Origin of the sequence: Thiohalocapsa sp., assembly GCF_019695415.1 — a bacterium.
In the GTDB taxonomy this organism is placed as follows: Bacteria; Pseudomonadota; Gammaproteobacteria; order Chromatiales; family Chromatiaceae; genus Thiohalocapsa.
In genome coordinates this window covers 1-1,696 of record NZ_JAIFKJ010000584.1, presented here as the reverse complement: position 1 = coordinate 1,696, position 1,696 = coordinate 1, and the positions used below count along the sequence as shown (strand labels likewise).

Sequence of the window (1,696 nt, the reverse complement as noted above, 5' to 3'; positions counted from 1 at the left end):
TCTTTTCCCGGTGGTTGGGCGAGGCCCCCCGGGTGAACGGCCGGAGGAGGAATACCCGGTGGTGCCTAACAGCGGGCGGGTCCTCCACCTGTGGCACGGCGGCGGGATGACGCGCCGGGCCCGCAACCGGAAGGCGATGTATCCCGAGGCCGAGATCCAGATCAACCCGGCCGACGCCCAGGCGCGCGGGATCGAGAACGGTGGAATGATGAAGGTCGCCTCCCGCCGCGGCGAGATCGTGGCCAAGGCCCAGGTGACCACCCGCGTGCCCGCTGGTTTGATCTTCGCGACGTTCCATTACCCGGATTCAGCCGTCAACTTCCTCACCAATCCGGCCCTCGACCCCGTGGCCAAGATCCCGGAATACAAGGTCTGCGCCGTCAGGGCCGAGGCGGTGAACGGACACTCGGAGGGGTAGTGAGCGTGTAAGCACTGGATATATCTCGCCGGAGGACCGGCAGTCCCTCGTGGCAGTCCTGCTTGCGTCACCCGTCACGCGCTATACGTGACGGGTGACGCTTAATGCTTAACATGACCCTTTACCAGCACTTGTAAACTGCATAACTGGAACAGCGGATGATGTAGCGCGGAATGGTATTCCGCGTCGATAGCGGATTAGCCATCCGCGCTACATTCGATTCGAGTTCTAGTTGTGCGATTCAGAGCTTGCAGTCAAGCCTGATGCTAACAAAGGATAAATTCCGAAAGAAATCCCAATGGAAAAAATCATTCGTATGGCCCACGGCGCCGGCGGGCAGATGATGAACCAACTCATCCGCGAGATCTTCGCCGCGCCGCTGGACAACCCCCACTTGCGCCAACTGGCCGACTCCAGCGTGATAGCCCTTGACCTGCAAACTTGCAATCTTGCGACTTGCAAACCGCAACTGGCTATGTCCACCGACTCCTTCACCGTTCGCCCGCTCTTTTTCCCCGGCGGCGACATCGGTTCTCTGGCTGTCCACGGCACCGTCAACGATGTGGCGATGAGCGGCGCCCGACCGCTCTGGCTCACCGCTGCTTTCATCCTGGAAGAGGGATTGGAGATTGAGGTGTTGGAGCGGGTGGTGCGCTCGATGGCCAAGGCGGCGCGCGAGGCCGGGGTCCAGGTCGTCGCTGGCGACACGAAGGTGGTCGAGCGCGGCCATGGCGACGGCATCTACATCAACACCGCCGGCGTGGGCGTCGTGCGTGAGGGTGTCGCCGTCGGCCCGGACCGGGCCCAGCCCGGTGACGTGATCCTGGTCAGCGGTACCCTGGGCGACCACGGCATCGCCGTCCTCAGCAAGAGAGAAGGCCTGACCTTCGAGACGGAACTGCTCTCCGATAGCGCGCCCCTGAATGGCCTGATCGAAGCGCTCCTGGATGCCGCTCCGCACACCCGCTGCCTGCGCGATCCCACACGGGGCGGGCTGGCGGCGGCCCTCAACGAATTGGCCGGGACATCGAGGGTGGGGATCGAAATCGACGAGACAGCCGTGCCGGTGCGCCCGGCCGTGGCGGCAGCCTGCGAAATGCTGGGCTTCGATCCGCTGACGGTGGCTAACGAGGGCAAGCTGGTCACCTTCGTTCCACCCGCCGAGGCCGAGGCAGCGCTAGCGGCGCTGAAACGACACCCACTGGACCAGGAGGCGGCTCGCATTGGGACCGTCGTCGAGGCACCCGTCGGGGGGGGACTGGGCCGGCCCGGCATTGG

The 1,696-nt window shown here is 64.3% G+C and carries 2 protein-coding genes; both read left to right on the top strand.

All coding sequences use genetic code 11. The annotated features are described in order from the left end of the window. A partial coding sequence (locus tag I6U14_RS16030; protein WP_296900521.1) for a molybdopterin dinucleotide binding domain-containing protein occupies positions 1–418 on the top strand: 418 nt, incomplete at its 5' end. A 298-nt stretch (positions 419–716) separates the two neighbouring features. Continuing rightward, the coding region (hypE, locus tag I6U14_RS16025) for a hydrogenase expression/formation protein HypE (RefSeq protein WP_296900520.1) at positions 717–1,696 on the top strand (980 nt) is incomplete at its 3' end.